17 protein-coding genes are annotated in these 21,236 nt (G+C 61.4%); 13 read left to right on the forward strand and 4 right to left on the reverse strand.

Annotated features, from left to right (window positions below):
* Window positions 1-54: 54 nt before the first annotated feature.
* Window positions 55-543 (reverse strand): Bkd operon transcriptional regulator BkdR, encoded by a 489-nt coding sequence (gene bkdR / locus PG5_RS17850; RefSeq protein WP_008059350.1) that lies wholly within the window; start codon window positions 541-543, stop codon window positions 55-57.
* 185 nt (window positions 544-728) lie between these two features.
* Between bkdR and PG5_RS17855 the strand changes: the two genes are divergently transcribed.
* From PG5_RS17855 to PG5_RS17875, 5 genes are all read left to right on the forward strand, one after another.
* Complete coding sequence (locus tag PG5_RS17855) at window positions 729-1,964, forward strand: 3-methyl-2-oxobutanoate dehydrogenase (2-methylpropanoyl-transferring) subunit alpha (protein WP_020798522.1); 1,236 nt, start codon at window positions 729-731, stop codon at window positions 1,962-1,964.
* 1 nt (window position 1,965) lies between these two features.
* The gene (locus tag PG5_RS17860; RefSeq protein ID WP_020798523.1) at window positions 1,966-3,024 is read left to right on the forward strand and encodes an alpha-ketoacid dehydrogenase subunit beta; all 1,059 of its coding nucleotides are present in this window, start codon (window positions 1,966-1,968) and stop codon (window positions 3,022-3,024) included.
* Entirely contained in the window at window positions 3,025-4,296 is a 1,272-nt protein-coding gene (locus tag PG5_RS17865; RefSeq protein WP_020798524.1) for a dihydrolipoamide acetyltransferase family protein, read from the forward strand.
* A gap of 18 nt (window positions 4,297-4,314) precedes the next feature.
* A complete protein-coding gene (gene lpdA, locus PG5_RS17870; RefSeq protein WP_020798525.1) occupies window positions 4,315-5,697 on the forward strand; it encodes a dihydrolipoyl dehydrogenase in 1,383 nt (460 codons plus the stop codon).
* Between the two features lie 148 nt (window positions 5,698-5,845).
* The gene (locus PG5_RS17875) at window positions 5,846-6,865 is read left to right on the forward strand and encodes a branched-chain amino acid aminotransferase (protein WP_020798526.1); all 1,020 of its coding nucleotides are present in this window, start codon (window positions 5,846-5,848) and stop codon (window positions 6,863-6,865) included.
* Window positions 6,866-6,991: 126 nt separating this feature from the next.
* Here the strand turns inward: PG5_RS17875 and PG5_RS17880 are convergent, their stop codons facing one another.
* Window positions 6,992-7,330, reverse strand: coding sequence for an FKBP-type peptidyl-prolyl cis-trans isomerase (locus PG5_RS17880; RefSeq protein ID WP_020798527.1), 339 nt, complete (start codon window positions 7,328-7,330; stop codon window positions 6,992-6,994).
* A 144-nt stretch (window positions 7,331-7,474) separates the two neighbouring features.
* On the opposite strand from PG5_RS17880, the gene PG5_RS17885 reads away from it, so the two are divergent.
* The 4 genes from PG5_RS17885 (at window position 7,475) to PG5_RS17900 (ending at window position 11,913) form a co-directional block, all read left to right on the forward strand.
* Entirely contained in the window at window positions 7,475-8,530 is a 1,056-nt protein-coding gene (locus tag PG5_RS17885) for a M4 family metallopeptidase (RefSeq protein WP_020798528.1), read from the forward strand.
* Window positions 8,527-8,850 (forward strand): protealysin inhibitor emfourin, encoded by a 324-nt coding sequence (locus PG5_RS17890; protein WP_020798529.1) that lies wholly within the window; start codon window positions 8,527-8,529, stop codon window positions 8,848-8,850. Before PG5_RS17885 ends, PG5_RS17890 begins: the two co-directional genes overlap by 4 nt.
* Window positions 8,851-8,955: 105 nt before the next feature.
* The gene (locus tag PG5_RS17895) at window positions 8,956-10,764 is read left to right on the forward strand and encodes a monovalent cation:proton antiporter-2 (CPA2) family protein (protein WP_020798530.1); all 1,809 of its coding nucleotides are present in this window, start codon (window positions 8,956-8,958) and stop codon (window positions 10,762-10,764) included.
* Window positions 10,765-10,821: 57 nt separating this feature from the next.
* Window positions 10,822-11,913, forward strand: a complete 1,092-nt coding sequence (locus PG5_RS17900) for a DNA alkylation repair protein (protein WP_020798531.1) — start codon at window positions 10,822-10,824, stop codon at window positions 11,911-11,913.
* Window positions 11,914-12,020: 107 nt separating this feature from the next.
* Here PG5_RS17900 and PG5_RS17905 read toward each other — a convergent pair whose 3' ends face one another.
* Entirely contained in the window at window positions 12,021-12,923 is a 903-nt protein-coding gene (locus PG5_RS17905; RefSeq protein ID WP_020798532.1) for a LysR family transcriptional regulator, read from the reverse strand.
* Window positions 12,924-13,043: 120 nt separating this feature from the next.
* On the opposite strand from PG5_RS17905, the gene PG5_RS17910 reads away from it, so the two are divergent.
* A complete protein-coding gene (locus PG5_RS17910; RefSeq protein WP_020798533.1) occupies window positions 13,044-14,690 on the forward strand; it encodes a GMC family oxidoreductase in 1,647 nt (548 codons plus the stop codon).
* A gap of 216 nt (window positions 14,691-14,906) precedes the next feature.
* Complete coding sequence (locus PG5_RS17915) at window positions 14,907-16,529, forward strand: MFS transporter (RefSeq protein ID WP_020798534.1); 1,623 nt, start codon at window positions 14,907-14,909, stop codon at window positions 16,527-16,529.
* A gap of 100 nt (window positions 16,530-16,629) precedes the next feature.
* Here the strand turns inward: PG5_RS17915 and PG5_RS17920 are convergent, their stop codons facing one another.
* Window positions 16,630-16,998, reverse strand: a complete 369-nt coding sequence (locus PG5_RS17920; RefSeq protein WP_020798535.1) for a DUF427 domain-containing protein — start codon at window positions 16,996-16,998, stop codon at window positions 16,630-16,632.
* 256 nt (window positions 16,999-17,254) lie between these two features.
* On the opposite strand from PG5_RS17920, the gene PG5_RS17925 reads away from it, so the two are divergent.
* Together PG5_RS17925 and PG5_RS17930 are read left to right on the forward strand one after the other, a co-directional pair.
* Window positions 17,255-19,198, forward strand: a complete 1,944-nt coding sequence (locus PG5_RS17925; RefSeq protein WP_020798536.1) for a DNA topoisomerase III — start codon at window positions 17,255-17,257, stop codon at window positions 19,196-19,198.
* Window positions 19,199-19,386: 188 nt separating this feature from the next.
* Window positions 19,387-21,126: a dipeptidase gene (locus PG5_RS17930; protein ID WP_020798537.1), complete on the forward strand. Its 1,740-nt coding sequence runs from the start codon at window positions 19,387-19,389 to the stop codon at window positions 21,124-21,126.
* Window positions 21,127-21,236: the final 110 nt, after the last annotated feature.

Below are 21,236 nucleotides of genomic sequence, written 5' to 3' on the forward strand. Positions count from 1 at the left end.
TTACCGGACACTAGTGACGCGGAGCGTGGGAACGATCAAGGCAGGAGCACCGTATCAGGTGCCTAAGGTCAAGCCATTGGCAGGCAACGGCAGCGCCGTCTTGTAGCGCACCTGCTTGAGCGCAAAGCTCGAACGGATATTGGCAACGCCGGGGACTTTGGTGAGGAAATCCATCATGAAGCGTTCCAGCGACTGAATGGTCGGCACCAGCACCCGAATCAGGTAATCCGGATCGCCGGCCATCAGGTAGCACTCCATCACCTCGGGCCGATCGGAGATCGCCTCTTCGAAATGCTGCAACGCCTCCTCCACCTGCTTTTCCAGGCTGACGTGGATGAACACATTGACGTGCAGCCCCAGCAGATCGGCGTCCAGCAGGGTCACCTGCTCACGAATCAAGCCCAACTCCTCCATCGCCTTGACCCGGTTGAAGCATGGCGTCGGTGACAGGTTGACCGAGCGTGCCAGGTCGGCGTTGGTGATGCGTGCGTTCTCCTGGAGACTGTTGAGAATGCCGATATCGGTACGGTCCAGTTTGCGCATGAGACAAAAACACCTGTTTTTTATGTTTATGCAGATTTTTTATCTGGAAATGACCTTGAACGCAACGAAACACAGAAAAATATTCTTCTTGGCCGGGCCTATGATTGTTGTAGGACAAGATTTCTTCCACCGAATGAAATCTGTCAGCTCACTACAAGAAATTCACAAGATCGAGCGTAGAAGCCATGAACCAAGCGTACGAACCGCTGCGCCTGCACGTCCCCGAACCCTCGGGTCGCCCCGGCTGCAAAACCGACTTCTCCTACCTGCACCTGACCGACGCCGGCACAGTGCGCAAGCCCCCTATCGACGTTGAACCGGCTGACACGGCAGACCTGGCCCGTGGCCTGATTCGTGTGCTCGACGACCAGGGCAATGCCTTGGGCCCGTGGGCCGAAGGCGTACCGGTGGACATCCTGCGCAAAGGCATGCGTGCCATGCTCAAGACGCGGATCTACGACAACCGCATGGTGGTCGCCCAGCGCCAGAAAAAAATGTCGTTCTACATGCAGAGCCTCGGCGAAGAAGCCATCGGCAGCGCCCAGGCCCTGGCCTTGAACATCGACGACATGTGCTTCCCGACCTACCGCCAGCAAAGCATCCTGATGGCCCGCGACGTACCGCTGGTGGACCTGATTTGCCAACTGCTGTCGAACGAGCGCGATCCGCTCAAGGGACGTCAGTTGCCGATCATGTACTCGGTCAAAGATGCCGGTTTCTTTACCATCTCTGGCAACCTCGCCACCCAATTCGTCCAGGCCGTAGGCTGGGCCATGGCCTCGGCGATCAAGGGCGACACCAAAATCGCCTCGGCCTGGATCGGCGACGGTGCCACCGCCGAGTCGGACTTCCACACCGCTCTCACTTTCGCTCACGTGTATCGCGCGCCGGTGATCCTCAACGTGGTCAACAACCAGTGGGCCATCTCCACCTTCCAGGCGATTGCCGGTGGTGAAGCCACCACCTTCGCCGGGCGTGGCGTCGGTTGCGGCATCGCCTCGCTGCGGGTCGACGGCAACGATTTCTATGCGGTCTACGCCGCCTCTGCCTGGGCCGCCGAACGCGCGCGCCGCAACCTCGGCCCGACCATGATCGAATGGGTCACCTACCGCGCCGGGCCGCACTCCACCTCGGACGATCCGTCCAAGTACCGCCCTGCCGACGACTGGAGCCACTTCCCGTTAGGCGATCCGATCGCGCGCCTCAAGCAGCACCTGATCAAGGTTGGCCACTGGTCCGAAGAAGAGCACACCGCCGTCAGCGCCGAACTGGAAGCCGAGGTGATCTCCGCGCAGAAAGAAGCCGAACAGTACGGCACCCTTGCCGGCGGCCAGATTCCAAGCGCCGCGACCATGTTCGAAGATGTCTATAAAGAGATGCCGGAGCATTTGAAGCGCCAGCGTCAAGAGCTGGGGATCTGACATGAACGATCACAACAACAATATCCAGCTGGATACCGCCATGACCACGACCACCATGACCATGATCCAGGCCCTGCGCTCGGCCATGGATGTGATGCTTGAGCGCGACGACAACGTCGTGGTGTTCGGCCAGGACGTCGGTTACTTCGGCGGCGTGTTCCGCTGCACCGAAGGCCTGCAGGCCAAGTACGGCACCTCCCGGGTGTTCGACGCGCCGATCTCCGAAAGCGGCATCGTCGGCACTGCAGTAGGCATGGGCGCCTACGGCCTGCGCCCGGTGGTGGAGATCCAGTTCGCCGACTACGTCTACCCGGCCTACGACCAGATCATTTCCGAAGCCGCGCGCCTGCGTTATCGCTCGGCTGGCGAATTCACCGCGCCGTTGACCTTGCGCATGCCTTGCGGTGGCGGTATCTACGGCGGCCAGACCCACAGCCAGAGTATCGAGGCGCTGTTCACCCAGGTGTGCGGCCTGCGCACCGTCATGCCGTCCAACCCCTACGACGCCAAGGGCCTGCTGATCGCCTCGATCGAAAACGATGATCCGGTGATCTTCCTCGAGCCCAAGCGCCTGTACAACGGTCCGTTCGACGGCCATCACGACCGTCCGGTAACCCCTTGGTCGAAACACCCCGCCGCCCAGGTTCCAGACGGCTATTACACCGTGCCGCTCGATGTCGCCGCCATTGCCCGTCCGGGCAAGGACGTCACGGTACTGACCTACGGCACCACCGTGTACGTGTCGCAAGTGGCCGCCGAGGAAAGCGGCGTGGATGCCGAGGTCATCGACCTGCGCAGCCTCTGGCCGCTGGACCTGGAAACCATCGTCAAGTCCGTGAAGAAAACCGGGCGCTGCGTGATCGTCCACGAAGCGACTCGTACTTGCGGTTTCGGTGCCGAACTGACGGCGCTGGTGCAAGAGCACTGCTTCCACCACCTGGAAGCGCCGATCGAACGCGTCACCGGTTGGGACACCCCCTACCCGCACGCGCAAGAGTGGGCGTATTTCCCAGGGCCGTCCCGTGTGGGCGCGGCGTTGAAACGGGTCATGGAGGTCTGAATGGGCACGCACGTTATCAAGATGCCGGACATTGGCGAAGGCATTGCAGAAGTTGAGTTGTCACAGTGGCACGTCAAGGTCGGCGACATGGTCGTCGAAGATCAGGTGCTGGCCGATGTCATGACCGACAAGGCAATGGTGGATATTCCGTCGCCCGTGCATGGCAAGGTGATTGCCCTTGGCGGCCAGCCAGGTGAAGTGATGGCGGTCGGCAGCGTGCTGATCAGCATCGAAGTCGAAGGCGCGGGCAACGTCAGGGAGTCTGCGCAACCGGCACCGGTGAAAGAAGCACCGGTCGCTGCGCCGAAAGTCGAAGCCACGGTGGAGAACAAACCGATCGCTGCCGCAGCACCGAAAGCCGCCGTCTGCCAGGGACCGATGGTCGCCCGCGAAGCCGATGAGCGTCCCTTGGCCTCCCCGGCGGTTCGCAAGCATGCGCTGGACCTCGGTATCCAGTTGCGTCTGGTTCGTGGCACTGGCCCGGCGGGTCGTGTGTTGCACGAAGACCTCGAGGCTTATCTGGCTCAGGGTCAGTCGAATGCGTCGACCGTCAGCAGCGCTTACGCCCAGCGCAACGACGAAGAACAGATCCCGGTGATCGGCATGCGTCGCAAGATCGCCCAGCGCATGCAGGACGCCACGCAACGCGCGGCCCATTTCAGCTATGTCGAGGAAATCGACGTCACTGCCGTGGAAGAACTGCGTGCGCACCTCAACGAAAAACACGGTGCCAGCCGCGGCAAGTTGACCTTGCTGCCGTTCCTGGTTCGCGCCCTGGTCGTCGCCCTGCGTGATTTCCCGCAGATTAACGCGCGCTACGATGACCAAGCCCAGGTCATCACCCGCTTGGGCGCGGTGCATGTCGGTATCGCCACCCAAGCCGATATTGGCTTGATGGTGCCCGTGGTTCGCCATGCCGAGGCTCGCAGCCTGTGGGACAGTGCCGCTGAAATCGCCCGATTGGCCACGGCCGCCCGTAACGGCAAGGCCAGCCGCGACGAACTGTCCGGCTCGTCCATCACCCTGACCAGCCTCGGCGCGCTGGGCGGCATCGTCAGCACCCCGGTGCTGAACCTGCCGGAAGTGGCGATCGTCGGCGTGAACAAAATCGTCGAGAGGCCCATGGTGATCAAAGGCCAGATCGTGATCCGCAAGATGATGAACCTCTCCAGCTCCTTCGATCACCGGGTGGTCGACGGCATGGACGCGGCACAATTCATCCAGGCCGTCCGTGGCCTGCTCGAACAACCCGCCACCCTGTTTGTGGACTGATTTTTGCTGGAGAGCACCATGCAAACTTTGCACACTACGCTGCTGATCATCGGCGGCGGCCCTGGCGGCTATGTGACCGCGATCCGTGCTGGCCAACTGGGCATTCCGACCATCCTGGTGGAAGGCCAATCCCTGGGCGGCACTTGCTTGAACATCGGCTGCATTCCGTCCAAGGCACTGATTCACGTGGCTGAACAGTTCCACCAGACGCAACAGCACAACCAGCACTCGGCCCTGGGCATCAACGTCTCGGCGCCAACCCTGGATATCGGCAAAAGCGTGGAATGGAAGGACGGCATCGTCGACCGCCTGACCACCGGTGTCGCGGCCCTGCTGAAAAAGAACAAGGTCCAGGTCGTTCAAGGCTGGGCCAAGGTCGTCGACGGCAAAACCGTCGACGTCGGCGACACGCGCATCCAGTGCGAGCACCTGGTGCTGGCCACTGGCTCCAAAAGCGTGAACTTGCCGATGCTGCCGATTGGCGGGCCGATCATCTCCTCCACCGAAGCGCTGGCACCGAGATCCGTGCCCAAACGCCTGGTCGTGGTGGGTGGCGGCTACATCGGCCTGGAACTGGGGATTGCCTATCGCAAGCTCGGTGCCGACGTCAGCGTGGTCGAGGCCCAGGAACGCATCCTGCCGGCCTACGACGGCGAACTGACCCAGCCCGTGCACGACGAATTGAAGAAACTTGGCGTGAAACTTTACTTGAAGCATAGCGTGCAAGGCTTTGATTCATCAGAAAATACCTTACAAGTACGCGACCCGGATGGCGGCATCCTGAACCTGGAGACCGATCAGGTACTGGTGGCCGTGGGTCGCAAGCCAAACACCGAGGGCTGGAACCTCGAAGCGCTGGACCTTGCGATGAACGGCGCGTCGATCAAGATCGATCACCGCTGCCAGACCAGCATGCGCAACGTCTACGCCATCGGCGACCTCAGTGGCGAGCCGATGCTCGCCCACCGGGCCATGGCCCAGGGCGAGATGGTGGCCGAACTGATCAGCGGCAAGCACCGCGAGTTCAACCCCGCCGCTATCGCCGCCGTCTGCTTTACCGACCCGGAACTGGTGGTGGTCGGCAAAACCCCGGACGAGGCCAAGGCGGCAGGTCTTGACTGCATCGTGTCGAACTTCCCGTTCGCCGCCAATGGCCGGGCAATGACGCTTGAGTCCAAGAGCGGCTTCGTGCGCGTGGTCGCTCGTCGGGACAATCATCTGATCGTTGGCTGGCAGGCGGTGGGCGTCGGCGTCTCCGAATTGTCCACGGCATTCGCGCAAAGCCTGGAAATGGGTGCGCGGCTGGAAGACATCGGCGGCACCATCCATGCGCATCCGACGTTGGGCGAAGCGGTGCAGGAAGCGGCGTTGCGGGCGCTTGGCCACGCACTGCATCTGTGACCCCCACGCATGATCGTTCCCACGTTCTGCGTGGGAACGATCAAATCCGGGCTGCGAAATGGGTCCGGAATGAAGTATTGTTGTCCCCATCCAGAAAACGTCAGAAACATTGAACCGTTTCGGCGGTTGTTAAGTGATAGAGGGTGTCATGGGTAACGAAAGCATCAATTGGGACAAGCTGGGTTTTGACTACATCAAGACCGACAAGCGCTATCTGTCGCACTGGCGTAATGGCGAGTGGGACGCAGGCACCCTGACCGAAGACAATGTGCTGCACATCAGCGAAGGCTCCACGGCCCTTCACTATGGCCAGCAATGCTTCGAGGGCCTGAAGGCCTACCGCTGCAAGGACGGTTCGATCAACCTGTTCCGCCCGGACCAGAACGCCGCGCGCATGCAACGCAGCTGCGCGCGCCTGCTGATGCCACAGGTGTCCACCGAGCAGTTCATCGAAGCATGCAAGGATGTGGTGCGGGCCAACGAGCGTTTCATCCCGCCTTACGGCACTGGCGGCGCGCTGTACCTGCGTCCGTTCGTGATCGGCGTGGGTGACAACATCGGCGTGCGTACCGCACCCGAGTTCATCTTCTCGATTTTCTGCATCCCGGTCGGCGCCTACTTCAAGGGCGGCCTGACCCCGCACAACTTCCTGATCTCCAGCTACGACCGCGCGGCCCCGCAAGGCACTGGCGCAGCCAAGGTCGGTGGCAACTACGCCGCCAGCCTGATGCCAGGCTCCCAGGCCAAGAAGGCGCACTTCGCCGACGCCATCTACCTGGACCCGATGACCCACACCAAAATCGAAGAAGTCGGTTCGGCCAACTTCTTCGGGATCACCCACGACAACAAGTTCGTGACCCCGAACTCGCCGTCGGTGTTGCCGGGCATCACCCGCCTGTCGCTGATTGAGCTGGCTAAAACGCGCCTGGGCCTGGAAGTGATCGAAGGTGACGTGTTCATCGACAAGCTGTCGGACTTCAAGGAAGCCGGCGCTTGCGGTACCGCCGCCGTGATCACGCCAATCGGCGGCATCAGCTACAACGACCACCTGCACGTGTTCCATAGCGAAACCGAAGTCGGCCCGATCACCCAGAAGCTCTACAAAGAGCTGACCGGCGTGCAAACTGGCGACGTCGAAGCGCCAGCGGGCTGGATCGTCAAGGTTTGACCTGACGTCCACTGCAATAAAAAAGCGCCGCCCCCGAATTCGAGGGCGGCGTTTTTTTTGGCTCTTTCCCCTACAGGGATACAAACGGTCTCAACGGATCGGCGTTCGTGTTTCCATGTTCCGCACTCAATCGTCCCGCGTCAGCACTTCCAGCAATTCAATCTCGAATATCAGGTTCGAATTCGGCGGGATCTTGCCCATCGTACGCTCGCCATAGGCCAGGTGCGCCGGGACCAGCAATTTGCGCTTGCCACCGACCTGCATGCCCATCAGGCCCTGGTCCCAACCCTTGATCACCCGACCGGTGCCGATCACGCACTGGAACGGCTTGCCTCGACTGTAGGAAGAGTCGAATTCGCTACCGTCCTCCAGCCAGCCGCGGTATTGGGTGGTGATCAGTGCGCCTTTGACGGCGGCCTTGCCGTCACCCGGTTCAAGATCAATGATTTGCAGTTCGTCGTTCATGTTCTTAACTCATCTACAGTGCCCTGGACTTGCGGGCGCGGACGCAGGTTTTCGCAGAAACTGCTGCCAATGGCAACCGGCGGAACCGAATACCCCTGCGCCGCTCACATATGTATTGACTTCGTGCTCAGAAAGGATGCTCTGATGACTGACCTGCGCAGTTTCATTCCGCCCTACATTCTGCACCGTATCGTCGCGCATGGATCTGAACACCAGCGTTCCAGCGCAATGAGCACACTGTCCCATGTGCGTACCCTTCGGCATACGCCTGGCCCACCGGTGCGTCCAGCTGCCGCCGCGATCCTGCCGGCAACCTCCAAACGTGGCCAGGTACAGCGCAGCGTGCATGATGCCCAGGGCAAGATGCTCCTGCCCGGCATGCCGGTGCGCCTCGAAGGCCAGGCGCCGAGCGGTGATCCGGCGGTCGATGAGGCCTACGACGCGCTGGGGGCCAGCTACGATTTCTTTTGGAAAGTGTTGGGCCGCGACTCCATCGACGATAAGGGTTTCGCCCTGATCGGCAGCGTGCATTATGGCCAGGACTATGAGAACGCCTTCTGGAACGGATCGCAGATGGTCTTCGGTGACGGCGATGGGGAAATCTTCCAGCGCTTCACCCGCTCGCTGGACGTGGTCGGGCACGAGCTGACCCACGGCGTGGTCGAGAGCGAAGCGGGCCTGGTGTATGCCGACCAGTCCGGGGCGATGAATGAATCGCTGTCGGATGTGTTTGGCGTGCTGACCAAGCAATACCTGCTGGGGCACACCGCCGACCAGGCGGACTGGCTGATCGGCGCGGATTTACTGACCCCGCGGATCAAGGGCGTCGGTTTGCGCTCGATGGCCCACCCGGGCACCGCCTATGACGACCCACTGCTGGGCAAGGACCCGCAACCGGACCACATGCGCAAATTCGTGATCACCCAGGAGGACAATGGCGGCGTGCACATCAATTCCGGCATTCCCAATCGGGCGTTTTACCTGGCCGCCAAGGCCTTGGGTGGATTCGCCTGGGAAACAGCCGGGCTCATCTGGTACGACGCACTGTGTGACAAGCGCTTGAGTCATGAGACGTCATTCAGTGCCTTTGCAAAACTCACCGTGGAGCATGCGCGTCGGCGCTTCAGCGCCAATGAAGCGCGGGTGGTGCAGCGCGGCTGGTCACAAGTAGGCGTCGAGACGACGCAGGAGGCACCATGAAAACCCTGCCGACACTGGACGACCGGGCCGTTGTGCGCCTGTCTCGCCAAGGTGGCTTTGCCGCAATCCAGGCCCTGACGCGCCCCCGGGAAATCGAATTCGCGCAATGCGATCTCGAGCAGCGTTCGCGCATCCGTGGCCTGCTCGAAGGGTGCCTGCCGCTGGCCAGCTCGGCCTCGGGCGGGGGAGATCAGCGCTTTTACCAGATCGAGCTGCGCTACCACGCAGGCGAACAGGACGACCAGATGGTGTTGAAAGTGCCGGAAAACCAGGCCCCCGCTGAGCTTGTACGGCTCTGGGACCTGGGGGAATTGCTGTAGTGCGACGGCGATGTCCGCTCGACAACTGTTTTGCGCGATAGCCTTGAACCCAGGCCAGCCTTTATCCTTGTCGACCCGCCGTACCGAGTTGATGGAGTTTTTCTAATGCCCCATGAAGGCAGTCTGTTGCAAGCCGCAGTCGTATTTCTGCTCGCCGCCGTACTCACCGTTCCCCTGGCCAAGCGCCTGCAATTGGGCGCGGTGCTGGGTTATCTGTTTGCCGGCGTGATCATCGGCCCCTCGGGGCTGGGCCTGATCGGCAATACGGAAAGTGTCGCGCACATCTCTGAACTCGGCGTGGTGTTGCTGCTGTTCATCATCGGCCTGGAGTTGTCGCCACGGCGCTTATGGGTGATGCGCAAGGCGGTGTTCGGCGTCGGTCTGGCGCAAGTACTGCTGACAGGTGCGCTGCTGGGCGTATTGGCGCTGTATGTCTTCGGGCAACCGCTGAACACCTCGATCGTGCTGGGCCTGGGCCTGGCCCTGTCGTCCACCGCCTTCGGCCTGCAAAGCCTGGCTGAGCGCAAGGAACTGACCAGCCCCCACGGCCGCCTGGCGTTCGCGATCCTGCTGTTCCAGGACATCGCCGCGATCCCGCTGATCGCCATGGTGCCGCTGCTGGCAGGCAGTAGCGCAAACGTCAGCGCGGTCGACGATGTCAACCAGGGCCTGCGCGTGCTGGTCAGTATTGCCATTGTGGTGATCGGCGGACGCTACTTGCTGCGTCCGGTGTTTCGCGTGGTCGCCAAGACCGGCTTGCCGGAAGTGTCCACCGCGACCGCGTTGCTGGTGGTGATGGGCACCGCCTGGCTGATGGACCTGGCCGGTATTTCCATGGCCCTCGGTGCATTTCTTGCCGGCCTGCTGCTGGCAGACTCCGAATACCGGCACGAGCTGGAAGCACAGATCGAACCCTTCAAGGGCCTGCTGTTGGGGCTGTTCTTCATGAGTGTCGGCATGGGCGCCAACCTCGGCCTGCTGCTGCGCGAGCCTATCGTGGTGCTGGGGCTGACCCTGCTGCTGATCGCCGTCAAGCTGCCGTTGCTGTTTGTCGTCGGCCGCCTGGCCGGCGGTTTGAACAAGATCAGCGCCATTCGCCTGGGCATCGTGCTGGCGGCGGGTGGTGAATTTGCCTTTGTGGTGTTCAAGATCGGCCGTGATCATGGTTTGTTCGATCCACGCCTGTACGACTTGCTGGTGCTGGCGATCACCCTGTCGATGGCGTTGACGCCCCTGTTGATGTTGTTGTGCGCCCGACTGGTTAGCCCGAAGGTGCAACCGGTGGTGGTTCCGGAGCAATTTCGCGCAATCGACGCCGATGAGCCCCGTGTGGTGATCGCCGGCATGGGCCGTATGGGGCAGATCGTCGCGCGTATCCTGCGGGCTCAGAACATCAAGTTCGTGGCCCTCGACACCTCGGTGGAAACCATCGAGCTGTCGCGCAGCTTCGGCGGCGTACCGGTGTATTACGGCGACCCGATGCGTCCGGAAATCCTCAGCGCGGCCAAGGTTGCGGATGCCGAGTTCTTCGTCATCGCCACCGACGACCCGGACACCAACATCAAGACCGCCGAACTGGTGCACAAGCTCTATCCGCACATCAAGATCATTGCCCGCGCCCGCAACCGCCAGCATGTGCATCGCCTGGTGGACCTGGGCGCCCACGCCGTGCGCGAAACCTTTTACTCCAGTCTGGAAATGAGCCGGCAGACATTGATCGGCCTGGGACTGACGCCCGAACAGGCCGATGCACGGATCAAGCGTTTCAAGCATCACGACGAACAGGTGCTCGAAGCCCAGCACGCGATCTACGACGACGCGGTGAAGGTCAAGCAGACGGCGCAGGAAGCGCGGGCGGAACTGGCACGGTTATTCGAATCGGACCAGCTGGAAGAGCAGGCGAAGAACGGTTGAGATGAATGTGCCGGCCTCCTGGCCGGCACCCCGCCCCTATCACACACGGACTCCAACATGGCTGGCGACACCGCTCTCAAGGAAATCTTCAACGCCGAGCGCCTGCGGCACATCGCCGCCGAGATGACGGCGGTGTATCCCGACTTCGACGCCAAGGGTTTCCTGAAACTGGCCAACCATGGCCTGGCCGAATTGTCGGTGATGCAGCGCCTGGCCCGCGTCAGCGAATGCTTGCACGCGGTATTGCCGCTGGGTTATGAAGCATCGCTGGAAGTACTGCGCGCCCTCGCCCCTCGCCTCAACAGCGGTTTTGTCAGCATGTGCCTGCCGCATTACGTGGCGACCTATGGCGCGGAGCGGTTCGAACTGTCGATGGAGGCGCTCAAGTACTTCACCGCATTCGGTTCCTCGGAGTTCGCCATCCGCCATTTCCTGCGCGACGATTTGCAACGCTCGCTGCAATTGATGCATGACTGGTCGCTGGACGCCAACGAACATGTCCGGCGCCTCGCCAGCGAAGGTTGCCGGCCGCGCCTGCCCTGGTCGTTTCGCCTGGAGCCGGTCCAGGCCGACCCGCGACTGGCCGCCGGGATCCTCGACAACCTCAAGGCCGACCCCAGCCTTTACGTGCGCAAGTCCGTGGCCAATCACCTCAATGACATCACCAAGGACCAGCCCGAGTGGGTACTGGACCTGATCGAGGGCTGGTCGCTGGACAACCCGCACACCGCATGGATCGCCAGGCATGCCCTGCGCAGCCTGATCAAACAGGGCAACCTGCGCGCCCTGGCTATCATTGGCGCGGGCGGCAAACCTGAAGTCCAGATCATCGATGTGCAGGTCAATCCGCCGGTGATCGGGCTCGGCGAAAAAATCACCCTGTCCTTTGCGGTCAAGTCCACGGTACACAACAGCCAGCGCCTGGTGATCGATTACGCCATCGACTACGTCAAGGCCAACGGCAGCACCTCGGCCAAGGTCTTCAAGCTCAAGGCCTTGACGCTACCAGGCAACGCCACACAACCGATCACCCGCGGCCAACACATCAAGGAACTGACCACCCGCCGGCATTACGCGGGCAAGCATGCGGTACATGTGTTGGTGAATGGCGAGCGGCTGGCCAGTACGGCGTTTGAAATCCTCGCCTGAAACACGGTCTCCCTCTGTAGGAGCTGCCGCAGGCTGCGATCTTTTGATCTTGAAAAATCAAAAGATCGCAGCCTGCGGCAGCTCCTACAGTGGTATCCGAGGCACCGTTAAATCACGGGAGGGTTGGGGCCCAGCAGCAGCTCCTGCTCACGCTCACACAACTCCACCACGTAATCCCACATCACCCGCAACCGCACCGACTTGTGCAACTCGCGACGGGTACTGATCCAGTAACTACGCAGGATGCTCTCCTGGGGGAGCAACGGCACAAGGCCAGGATCGGCACTGGCCATGTAGCACGGCAGCACGGCGATCCCAAGACCTGCGCGCGCGGCCTGTTGCTGGGCGATGACGCTGGTGCTGTGGAACACCACCTGCGGGTTGCGGCAGAAGCTGTTGAGGAACATCAATTCCTGGCTGAACAGCAAATCGTCGACGTAGCCGATCCAGGCATGGCGCCCCAGGTCTTCACGATTGCGCAGCGCCGGGGAGCGGTCGAGGTAGTCCTGGCTGGCGTAGAGCGCCAGGCGATAGTCCGCCAGTTTGCGCGTGACCAGCATGTCGGCGGCCGGGCGCTCCAGGTGGATGCTGATTTCCGCCTCGCGGTTGAGGATGCTGACAAAGCGCGGCACCGCCACCAGTTCCACTTCCAGTCCGGGGTAGCGCTCGAACAGTCCGTTCATGCGGCTGGCAAGGAACATGATGCCCAGCCCTTCCGTCACCCCCACCCGGATCTTGCCCAGCGGCGCCGTGGATTGGGTGATTTCTTCCTGCGCCAGCAGCGCGACGTTCTCCATCGCCTCGGCGTGCTTGAGCAATGCTTCGCCCGCCGGGGTCAGCTCATACCCCTGGGCATGCTGCACGAACAGTGCGGTGCCCAGGCTCTTTTCAACGGCCTCGATGTGCCGCGCCACGGTGGCATGGGTGGTGTTCAAACGGCGCGCAGCAGTGAGCAAACGCCCGCTTCGCTGTAGCTCGAGAAAGAACCGCAGGTCATTCCAGTCGAACATCGTCCATCCCTTGGTCAGCGTTGTTTAAAAACGAACAGTAGCTGGGTAAAAACTAACATTCTTTTAACGAAAGCTAACAACTAGGATGGTCCCCAACAAGAACAACAAGCGAGGTCAGGGATGCACGCTTCCCTTGATGAATACGACTACATCGTGGTTGGGGCCGGGCCGGCCGGCTGTTTACTGGCCAATCGCCTGTCGACCAACCCGCAACACCGCGTGCTGCTGCTCGAAGCCGGCGGTCGCGACAATTACGCCTGGATCCACATCCCGGTGGGCTACCTGTTCTGCATCGGCAATCCGCGAACCGACTGGTGCTTCAAGACCGAGGCGCAACCGGGCTTGCAAGGTCGTACCCTGAGTTACCCACGCGGCAAGGTACTGGGCGGCTGTTCGTCGATCAACGGCATGATCTACATGCGCGGCCAGGCCGGCGACTACGATGGCTGGGCGGCAGACGGCAACCCTGGCTGGCGTTGGCAAGACGTGCTGCCGTTGTTCAAGAAGAGCGAAAACCATTTTGCCGGCGAGTCAACGTTTCACGGCGCCAGCGGCGACTGGCGGGTTGAACGCCAGCGCCTGTCCTGGCCGATTCTGGATGCTTTCCGCAGCGCCGCCGAACAAAGCGGCATCGCCAGCATCGACGACTTCAACCAGGGCGATAACGAAGGTTGCGGCTATTTCCAGGTCAACCAGAAGGCGGGCATCCGCTGGAATGCAGCCAAGGCCTTTCTCAAACCGATCCGCCAGCGCCCCAACCTGACGGTGCTGACCGGTGTCGAGGTCGACCGCGTAATGCTGGAAAACGCTCGTGCTTCGGCGGTCAGCGCCCGCTGGCAGGGCCAGGCCAAGACTTTCAAGGCGCGCAAGGAAATCGTCCTGTGCGCCGGTTCCGTCGGTTCACCGAGCATCCTGCAGCGTTCCGGCATCGGCCCTCGCCCACTGCTGCAGCGCCTGGGCATCGGTGTAGTCCATGAACTGTCCGGCGTTGGCGGCAACTTGCAGGACCACCTGCAACTGCGGCTGATCTACAAGCTGGAGAATGCCCGAACGCTCAATCAAATCGCCGGCAGCCTGTGGGGCAAGATGGGCATGGGCCTGCGTTATCTGTATGACCGCAGCGGTCCGTTGTCGATGGCGCCGAGTCAGTTGGGGGCCTTTGCGCGTTCAGGGCCCGAGCAAACCTCGGCCAACCTCGAGTACCACGTGCAGCCGCTGTCGCTGGAGCGCTTTGGTGAGCCGTTGCACGCCTTCCCGGCCTTCACCGCATCGGTTTGCGATCTGCGTCCGCAAAGCCGGGGCACGGTGCAGATCCGCTCTGCCGATCCACAACAAGCGCCGCTGATCCAGCCCAATTACCTGAGCCACCCGGAAGACTTGCGGGTCGCCGCCGATGCCATCCGCCTGACCCGGCGCATCGTTGCCGCGCCGGCCCTGAGGGCGTTCAAACCGGTCGAGTACCTGCCCGGCGACAGCCTGCAGAGCGAAGAACAGCTGCATGAAGCCGCCGCGCGGATCGGCACGACGATTTTCCATCCGGTCGGCACCTGCCGCATGGGCAGCGACGCGGACGCGGTGGTCGATGCAGAACTGCGCGTGCACGGCATTCCCGGCCTGCGCATCGCCGATGCCTCGATCATGCCGCGCATCACCTCGGGCAACACCTGCTCGCCTACGCTGATGATCGCGGAGAAGGCTGCACAACTGATCCTCAACCCCGACACAAGGAGCATCACCCCGGAAAAGGAACTGGCCACACACCCGTGAACCCTGCACGGACACTGTAGGAGCGAGCATGCTCGCGATGGCCGTCAACGATGACGCTGGAAACCTGACACCCCGCGGTGCTCTCAGGTGCATCGCGAGCATGCTCGCTCCTACGGGTAACGGGTACACCCCGATTTATGGATAAACGCGGCGCCCGCCCACAAGGAAAGCGCCGACAGTGGAACAACAAAAACAATCACTGTGAGGGATACCGATATGTCAGAACACGTTCAGCCCCTGGAAGCCGTGCGTAGCGCGGGCACCAGCCAGGAAACCCAGAAAGTCATCTTCGCCTCGTCGCTCGGGACGGTTTTCGAGTGGTATGACTTTTTCCTCTACGGCGCCCTCGCGGCGGTGATCAGCAAACAGTTCTTCGCCGGGGTCAACGACACCACCGCGTTCATCTTTGCCTTGATGGCGTTCGCCGCCGGCTTCATTGTCAGGCCATTCGGCGCCCTGGTGTTCGGCCGGTTGGGCGACATGATCGGGCGCAAATACACCTTCCTCGCCACCATCGTGCTGATGGGCCTGGCAACCTTCTGCGTCGGCCTGCTGCCCAATTACGCGAGCATCGGCATCGCCGCGCCGATCATCCTCGTGGTGCTGCGCATGCTCCAGGGCCTGGCACTGGGTGGTGAATATGGCGGCGCCGCGACCTACGTGGCAGAGCACGCGCCGATGGGCAAACGTGGCTTCCACACCAGCTGGATCCAGTCCACCGCCACCCTGGGCCTGTTGCTGTCGCTGCTGGTGGTACTGGGTTGCCGCTATTTCACGGGCGATCAGTTCGAAGTTTGGGGCTGGCGCATTCCGTTTCTGTTTTCGATCATCCTGCTGGGCATCTCGACCTGGATTCGCCTGAGCCTGCACGAGTCGCCTGCGTTCGTGAAAATGAAAGAGGAAGGCAAACTCTGCAAGTCGCCGATCCGCGATTCCTTCGGCAAGTGGGAAAACCTCAAGGTGGTATTGATCGCCCTGTTCAGCATCAACGCCGGGCAAGCGGTGACCTTCTATGCTGCGCAGTTCTATGTGCTGTTCTTCCTCACCCAGTTCCTGAAAATGGACCCCGCAGTGGCCAACGGTTTGCTGATCGTCAGTGTGACCATCGGTGCACCCTTCTTCATTTTCTTTGGCTGGCTATCGGACAAGGTCGGGCGCAAACCGGTACTCATGCTGGGCCTGCTGCTCGCCACCGTGTTGTACTTCCCGATCTTCAAGACCCTGGCCCACTACGCCAACCCGGCCATCGACCAGGCCAGCCGCCAGGCGCCGATTACCGTGCTCGCGGACCCGGCCACCTGCACCTTCCAGTTCGACCCGGTAGGCAAGGCGAAATTCGACAGCCCATGCGACAAGGTCAAGACCTTCCTGGTCAAGCAAGGCCTGCCGTACCAGAGCGCAGCAGCCCCGGCCGGCAGCGATGTGCAGGTCAGCGTCGGTGACATGAAGATCGACGGTTTCGACGAAGCCGCCCTGCGTGGCGCGGTGACCCTGGCGGGTTACCCACAACAGGCCGACATGCAGCAGATCAACAAACCAATGATCGTGGCCCTGATCGTCGCGCTGATCATCATCTCCGCCATGTGCTACGGCCCGCTGGCGGCGCTGATGGTCGAACTGTTCCCCACCCGTATCCGCTACACCTCGATGTCCCTGCCCTACCACATCGGTAATGGCTGGTTCGGCGGTTTCCTGCCGACCGTGTCATTTGCCCTGGTGGTGTACACCGGCGACATCTTCTATGGGCTGTGGTATCCGGTGCTGATCACCGGGGTGAGCCTGGTGGTGGGGATGTTGTGCCTGCGAGAGACACGTAACGTCGATCTGGATAAGAACTGATTGAAAATCAAAAGATCGCAGCCTTCGGCAACTCCTACCCTGGAATGCGTTCCCCTGTAGGAGCTGCCGCAGGCTGCGATCTTTTAATGGCAATGGCGACTCACTCGTCGAGTTCAACGAGCTCAAATTTCACCTGATCTGGATAAAACGCCATGTATTCGCGTATCTGTGCAACCGAGACTTTCGGATTCTCGTAACTCCACACCGCATTAGCCCCTTCATGTCCCGGCACCTGCAAACTGAAATAGCTGGCATCGCCCTTGTACGGGCAATAGCTGGTGTGGTCGGTGCGGGCGAAATATTTCTCGTCGATGTCTTCTCGCGGGACGTAGTACACCGGAGGGTAATTGGCTTCCAATAGCACCAACGCACGTGAAGATGCAGCCACCTGGATACCGTGGAACTTCACCAACAGGCAGCCTGGCTGCTCGGCGATGGTGATGACAGGGCTGGGACCGGAGCTTTTCATGGAAAACAATCCTCATGACAGAAGTTGACCTGCAGGAGCGTGGCTTGCCCGCGATGGGCCGCGCAGCGACCCCAAAACCTGAGACTACGACGTATCAGGTATAACTCAGATTCCCCGATAACGATGGCCTCACAGCTAAACGGCCTGCGCAATCAAACGCAACGTAAAAACTGTACATCCATACAGATAAAGATTGCTCTCGCGCTCCTCTCACGCCATCCTGTGCACTTGCTCACATTGATCGACGATGGTGGTTATGCGGCTTTACCTCTGTGAAAAACCTTCCCAGGCCAAAGACATTGCGGCCGTCCTCGGCGCGCGGCGACGTGGCGACGGCTGCTGGCTGGGAACGGACGTCACAGTGACCTGGTGCATCGGCCACCTTTTGGAAACCGCGCCCCCGGATGCCTATGACGCGCGCTACAAGCGCTGGGTACTGGCAGACCTGCCGATCATTCCCGACCAATGGAAGATGACCGTAAAGCCGCGCACGGCCAGCCAATACAAGGTGGTCAAGCGCCTGCTCGGCGAAGCACGCGAACTGGTCATTGCCACCGACGCCGACCGCGAGGGCGAAATGATCGCCAGGGAACTGGTGGAGCATTGCCGCTATCGCGGCCCGATCCAGCGATTGTGGCTGTCGGCGCTGGACGATGCCTCGATCCGCAAGGCCCTCGCCGCCCTCAAGCCCGGTGCGCAGACCTTCAGTCTTTACCATTCGGCGCTGGGGCGCTCCCGGGCCGACTGGCTGATCGGCATGAATATGAGTCGGCTATTCACCTTGTTGGGACGCCAGTCCGGGTACCAGGGTGTCCTGCCGGTCGGCCGGGTGCAGACGCCTACCTTGCGCCTGGTCGTGGATCGCGACCGCAGCATCGCTGCCTTCGTGCCCGTGCCCTACTGGGCTGTCGAGGTGCAGTTGTTGCACGACGGCACCGCCTTCACGGCACAATGGCGGGCCGCCTCCGAGGTGTGCGACGACCAGGATCGCTGCCTGAATCAGGCGCTGGCGCAACGAGCGGCAGCGGCCATGCTTGCCGCCGCAAGCGCCAGGGTCATCAAGCTGCGCACCGAACGGATGCGCGAAGTGGCGCCGCTGCCATTCGACCTCGGCACCTTGCAGGAAGTCTGCTCGAAAAAGCTCGGGCTCGGTGCCCAGGAAACCCTCGACATCGCCCAGGCGCTCTACGAAACCCACAAGGTCATCACCTACCCGCGTAGCGACTGCGGCTACTTGCCACTCAGCCAGCACAGCGAAGCACCGGGCATCCTGGCGGCGCTACGCCAGGCCGACCCGGCACTGAATGCCTTGCACGATTATTTGGAACCCCAGCGTCGTTCACGGGCCTGGAACGATGCCAAGGTCAGCGCGCACCACGGCATCATTCCCACCGCCGCGGCAAAAAACCTCGAACGCCTGGCAGGCAAGCAACGCGCGGTCTACACCTTGATCCGCGCCCGTTACCTGGCGCAGTTCCTGCCCAACCACGAGTTCGACCGCACCCAGGCCGACTTCGATTGCGCTGGCGAGGCCTTGCGTGCAGTCGGCAAGCAAATCGTCGAACCTGGCTGGAAACGCGCCTTGCCCGAAGCCCTTGCACCCGCCAAGGGCCGCGAAGCACCCACGCCGCAAACCCTGCCCAACCTCAGGGAAGGCATTGATTGCGCGGTGGCTGACGTGCAACTCAAGGACCTCTGGACACAACCGCCCAAACCCTTCACCGAAGGCGACCTGATCAAGGCCATGAAGAACGTCGCCAAACTGGTGGAAGATCCATTGCTCAAGCAAAAACTCAAGGACACCACCGGCATCGGCACCGAAGCGACTCGAGCCTCGATCATCCAGGGGCTGCTCGACCGTGGTTACCTGATCAAGAACGGCAAGGCGCTTGCCGCGACCCCGGCCGCTTTCAGCCTGATCGATGCGGTACCGCGGGCCATTGCCGACCCGGGCACCACCGCCATCTGGGAACAGGCCCTGGACATGGTGCAGAGCGGGGAAATGAGCCTGGACGAGTTCGTCACCAAACAGGCTGCCTGGATGAGCAAGCAAGTCAGTCGCTGCGCCGGCCTGAGCCTCACCATCAGCGGCCCCGCCAGCCCTGCCGGGCGCGGTGCAACGCCTTGGAAAAACAAACGCAAGCCGGCCAAGCGCAAGCCTGCAGGCACCAGCAAACGTGGGACAAAAACGGCCCTGTAGGAACCGTCTCGCGGGCGATGGTGGTTCGTCATGCGCGGTTTTCATATCTGCGCCGCTTTTGCATTTCTGTGCGACAGATCCCACTTCAGGGGCTCCCCACCTCTCCCTCGCAGTGTTAGCTTGCGGATGTTTCTGATCTAACGATCAGATATTTCCTACAAGACACCTGCAAAGGAATGCCCCCAGCAATGGACTTTTCACTCAAGCACCTGGCCGCAGCTACCCTGGTGGTCGCCAGCCTGTCCTCGTTCACCAACGCTGCACAGGCCAACATCACCCCGCAACAGAATGCGATCATCCTCAAGACGTTCAGCGATACCTCGGTAAAGGATTTCCGCCAGTTCCTGAAAAGCCTGGCCAAGCGCGATATCGCCAAGACTGACGATCTTGGCACGGCCATCAGTGCCTTCCTCGATAACAAGACACTGTCCCCTGAGCAGCAAAACCAGATCTATCGCCTGCTTGGCCTCTACACACGGGTGAAATACGGCAGCGCGGCTACGCAAACCCTGCGTGAACTGGTAGCCATCCCGACCGTGCGCGTGGACGGCGTTGCCCAACACGACAATCCCGAGTTCATCAAGATCGCCGAGAAGATCAAGGTCCTGGCCCAGGGGTTCAACCTGAGCTTTCGCAACATCGACAACCGCGTTTATGAAATTTCCCTGGAAGGCGCTGGTGATGAAGTCGTCGGCATTCACGCCCATGCCGACGTGGTGCCGGTGACGCCAGAGAATTGGGTGCTGCAGGATGGCACCCGTCTCGATCCATTCAAGGTCACCCTGGTGGGCGATCGCATGTATGGCCGGGGTACGGAAGATGACAAGAACGGCATCGTGGTCACGCTCTACGCCATGAAGGTCATCAAGGAAGAGAAGCTGCCGCTGGCCAGGAACTTCAAGCTGCTGGTAGACACCACCGAAGAAACCACGGGCGACGCCATCCCCTATTATTTCGAACGCAACCCGACGCCCAACTACAACCTGGCGCTGGATGGCGGCTACCCGGTGGTGATTGCCGAGAAAGGCTACGGCACGGTCATGGCCAGCTTCGCCAAGCGCAAGGCTCAAGGCAAGGGCGCTGAAATCACTGCGATGACAGGCGGCCTGGCGACCAACCAGATTCCGTCGACCTCGGTCGCCACCCTGGTGGCGGGCAATCCCGCAGAACTGGCGGCCAGCCTGCAGAAGGCCGGTACAGAGTACGCCATGCGCAATGGTGGCAACTTCGACGTCGCCGCCAAGGTGGTCGGCAATGACGTCATGCTGACCGTCACTGGTGTGTCCGCCCACTCCTCCGAACCCGAGTCCGGCATCAACCCGGTGGCGAGGATGCTGGACTTCATCAACAGCCTCGACGGCAAGGTCGCGCTCAAGCACAACCAGATCACCGACGCCGCCCGCTACGCCGCCGACAACTGGGGGCTGGATTACTTGGGGGGCAAATTGGCAGTGGGTTTCGCCGATGAGTTCATGGGTCCGCTGACCACCTCCCTGACTTATGTCGGGATGGATGACAAAACCTTCAAGCTTGCGGTCAACCTGCGAGTACCGAAGGGCAAGTCCCCGGAAGTACTGAAGTCTGAAATCGTCACAAAACTGGATGCCTGGAGCAAGAACAGCAACATTATACCGGCCTTCGACTTCTCCATCGCCGAGCCGATGTACCGCAATCCCGAGGGAGAATGGGTCAAGGCCCTGCTCGCCGTGGCCAGCGAAAACCTCGGCATGGAGCACAAGTTCGGCACCTCCGCCGGCGCCACCTCGGTGCACGAACTGCCCAACGGCGTGCAATTCGGCCTGGCCATGCCGGACGTCAAATACACCGGTCACAACGACAACGAGTTCAAGACCACCGAGCAGTTCCTGCTTGACCTGCAAATCGTGACCGAGATGATGAGCCGCATCGGGCAGTTGCCGAAGCTTTGATTCACCTGGCGGGGTCGCTACGTCACGGCGCCCCCACCTTCCCCATGTATAGGCCCGCTTTGCGGCGATCCGATTTGCCGGCGAACCAGACGCCGCGGTGTACCTGTTGC

It is taken from the genome of Pseudomonas sp. G5(2012), assembly GCF_000408945.1.
Taxonomy (GTDB): domain Bacteria; phylum Pseudomonadota; class Gammaproteobacteria; order Pseudomonadales; family Pseudomonadaceae; genus Aquipseudomonas; species Aquipseudomonas umsongensis.